Genomic DNA, 3,749 nt, shown 5'->3' with positions numbered 1-3,749 from the left:
ATGTTTTTCTCGTTCTTTTTTGATGATGCTTTCCGGTGCTTTCTCTAAAAACTTGTCATTAAGTAATTTACTGTTTATCTTCTGAAGTTCTTTCTCAAGTTTTTCTGATTGTTTTTTTAGTTTCTCTATTTCATCATTGATATCGATCAAACCTTCAAGAGGAAGATATATTTCTATATTTTGAACAACTGCGGCAATCGAAGATTTTGGTTTTTTCAGATCGATTTCAATTTCTGTTTTTTGAACTTTTGCTAATTTCTGCAAATAATTCTGATAATTTTCCAACAACTCTTTTTGGGAATTTTCAGCAACTTTGATCAGGATATCGATTTCCAATCCAGGAGCAAGATTAACCTGTTTTCGCAGATTCCTGATAGCAGTGATCGAATCCTGGATCAAGGACATTTCATTATTGATATTATCATCAATGAGATTTTTATCTGCTTTTGGAAAGGCAGCAATAATTACAGATTCTTCCTCAATAAAAAAATGATCCTTGATGATCTGCCAGATTTCTTCGCAAATAAACGGCATGATCGGTTGCAGCATTCTCATCGAATTTTGCAGAATATCCAGCAGAATGTATTTTGCAGTTAATTGTGCTTCTTTATCAGCATCATTATAAATTCGATCTTTGGAAAGTTCCAGGTACCAACTGCAAAATTCTTTCCAGACAAAATCCATCAAAATACGAGCAGCATCATTAAAACGCAGATTCTCATAACTCTCTTCTACTTTGGAGATAACTTGATTCAACCTGCTGTAAATCCATTTATCGGAAAGTTCCAATTTCAGTTCTTTTTTATTGGGAAGACCCTCGATCTTTTCGATGTTCATCATCATAAAACGAAAGGCATTCCAGATCTTGTTAGCGAAATTCCTACCGGATTCGAGATAACTTTCGGAATAATAACTGTCAGCACCTTTGGGCGTGTTGAAGATCATTCCGAAACGAAGAGCATCGGCTCCAACTTCATCGATGATGTCGATTGGATCGGGAGAATTTCCCAGCGATTTACTCATTCTTCTGCCAACCTCATCGAGAACCATTCCATGCAGCAGAACTGTATCAAACGGGATTTTATCCATAAATTCGAGAGTTGACATGATCATGCGAGCGACCCAGAGATAGATAATTCCGGGAGCAGTTACGAGCATATTTGTGGGAAGGAAATATTCCAGTTCTTCGGTTTTTTCGGGCCATCCAAAAACTGAAAAGGGCCATAACCAGCTCGAAAACCAGGTATCGAGTACATCTTCATCTTGTTTAAAATTCATCGAATTGCATTTTGGACATTTTTCCGGTTGTTCTTTAGCAACGATCATTTCTCCGCAATCCTGACAATAATAAACAGGAATTCTGTGTCCCCACCAGATCTGCCGCGAAATACACCAATCGCGAATATTTTCCATCCAATGCAGATAAACTTTTATCCATCTTCTTGGATTCAGTTTTACTTCACCTGATTTTACAACTTCTATCGCTCTTTTTGCCAGCGGTTCCATTCTAACGAACCATTGTTCGGAAAGATATGGTTCGATCGCAGTTTCGCAGCGATAACAATGACCAACAGTGTGTTTATGATGTTCAATATCTTCTAATAAATTTAGTTCTTTCAGTTTCTCGATCACTTTCTCCCTGCATTCAAAACGATTCAAACCAGCAAAATCTTCTCCAGCATTCTCATTCATAATTCCGTGTTCGTTCATAACCAGAATTTGTTCAAGATCATGTCGTTCACCGATATCAAAATCATTGGGATCATGAGCAGGAGTAACTTTCACACAACCGCTTCCGAATTCTTTATCAACATATTCATCAGCAATAACTGGAATTTCGCGGTTCACCAATGGAAGGATCAAAGTTTTTCCAATTAAATCCTTGTATCTTTCATCGTCAGGATGGACAGCAACAGCAGTATCTCCAAGCATGGTTTCAGGACGAGTAGTGGCAACTGTAACAAATCCTTTTCCATCTTTAAAAGGATATTTGATATGCCAGAGATGTCCGTCGGTATCTTCGTGATCCACTTCATCGTTTGCCAGAGCAGTAACACAGCGGGGACACCAATTGATGATCCTTTTTCCCTTGTAGATAAGACCTTTTTCATAAAGTCGGATAAAAACTTCTTTCACTGCATTGGAAAGTTGTTCATCCATCGTGAAGCGTTCTTTTGTCCAATCACAGGAACAACCGAGTTTTTTCAGTTGCTCGATGATCTTGCCGCCTTTTTCGTTCTTCCATTTCCAGATGCGTTTTACGAGTTCTTCCCGACCAATATCGTGTCTGGTTTTTCCTTCTTTCTTCAGTTCTCTTTCAACTACATTCTGTGTAGCAATTCCAGCATGATCGACTCCGGGAACCCAAAGCGCCGGAATTCCGGTCATTCTTTTATAGCGGATCATGACATCTTGAAGAGTATTATTCAGAACATGTCCCATGTGCAGGATTCCGGTTACATTTGGAGGTGGAATGAGAATGGTAAAAGGTTTTTTGGTTTTATCTATTTTGGGTGTGAAATAACCTTTTTCAATCCAATGCTTGTACCATTTTTTTTCGATCTTTTGTGGTTCGTAGTTTTTGTTTATTTTCATTTTATACCCTTTTTTGCCACTGACTTTCACTGACTGAACACTGACTTTTTTTAAAAATAAAAAGACTATGTTTGTCAGTGTAGGTCAGTGGCTAATAAATTCTTCTTTTAAAATCTAATTCATTTCCAAAATTTACGACTAATCCAACTCTAATTCCTGTTGCTTTCAAGTAATTTATTAATTGTGCTTCATGCTGTGGAATGAGGTTAGTTACTGCTTTTACTTCGATTATTATTTTATCTTCAACTATTATATCTGCTCTAAAAATTCCAATTATTTTTTCTTTATATTTAACTTTTAATTCCTTTTCGTATTCTACTTGAAATCCAATTTCTTTCAATTCAATAATTAATGCTTTCACATAAATAGATTCGAGAAATCCTGATCCCAATTCATCATAAACTTTATAAAAACATTTTATAATTTTTTCCGTTATATCCGAATATAAATATTTTTTACTCACTATCACACTCCTTTTTTGCCACTGACTTTCACTGACTGAACACTGACTTTTTTTTAAAACAAAAAGACTATGTTTGTTAGTGTTTTTCAATTTTTGTCTGTGTTTATCAGTGTAGGTCAGTGGCTAATAAATTCTTCTTTTAAATCTAATTCATTTCCAATATATCCGAATATAAATATTTTTTGTTCACTATAACACTCCTTTTTTGCCACTGATTTGCACTGACTGAACACTGACTTTTTATTTTATCAGTTAAATATCAGTGGCTTTTTATAGATTTTTCTTTTTTGTCTGTGCTAATCAGTGTAAGTCTGTGGCTATTTTCCTCGCTTCTTCGATATAGAATCGATGAGCGGCAAAAGCAATATGCGGAAGTTCATCGAAAGAAACGAATTTAGCATCAGCAGCATCGTCTCCGGCTTGTAATTTTCCTCCTACAATTTTCATTAAAAAACCGAAAGAGATTATTCTCTCATAAATTGGTGAATGACCGTGATAATATCCGATGAATTTCTCGATTTCACCGATTAAACCTGTTTCTTCTTTCATCTCTTCGATTGCAGTTTGTTCCGGAGATTGATTTATCTCGATGTAACCGCTTGGTAAAGCCCATTGACCTGCTTTTGGTTCTATGCTTCTTTTGATGATCACAATTTCATTTTTCTCATTTAATATTACACAGGCAGCCGCT

General features: G+C 36.0%; 3 protein-coding genes. All 3 read right to left on the bottom strand.

Annotation, left to right across the window (positions count from 1 at the left end; translation table 11 throughout):
• Nucleotides 1-2,595: valine--tRNA ligase (locus ENL20_01580; protein ID HHE37249.1), on the bottom strand; the 2,595-nt coding region annotated here is incomplete at its 3' end.
• Between the two features lie 91 nt (nt 2,596-2,686).
• Nucleotides 2,687-3,058: a GxxExxY protein gene (locus ENL20_01575; GenBank protein HHE37248.1), complete on the bottom strand. Its 372-nt coding sequence runs from the start codon at nt 3,056-3,058 to the stop codon at nt 2,687-2,689.
• Between the two features lie 300 nt (nt 3,059-3,358).
• On the bottom strand, nt 3,359-3,749 hold a 391-nt coding region (locus ENL20_01570), incomplete at its 5' end, for an NUDIX domain-containing protein (GenBank protein HHE37247.1).

The sequence above is a fragment of the Candidatus Cloacimonadota bacterium genome (assembly GCA_011372345.1).
GTDB lineage: Bacteria > Cloacimonadota > Cloacimonadia > Cloacimonadales > TCS61 > DRTC01.
This window is presented reverse-complemented; position numbering and strand designations above follow the sequence as displayed.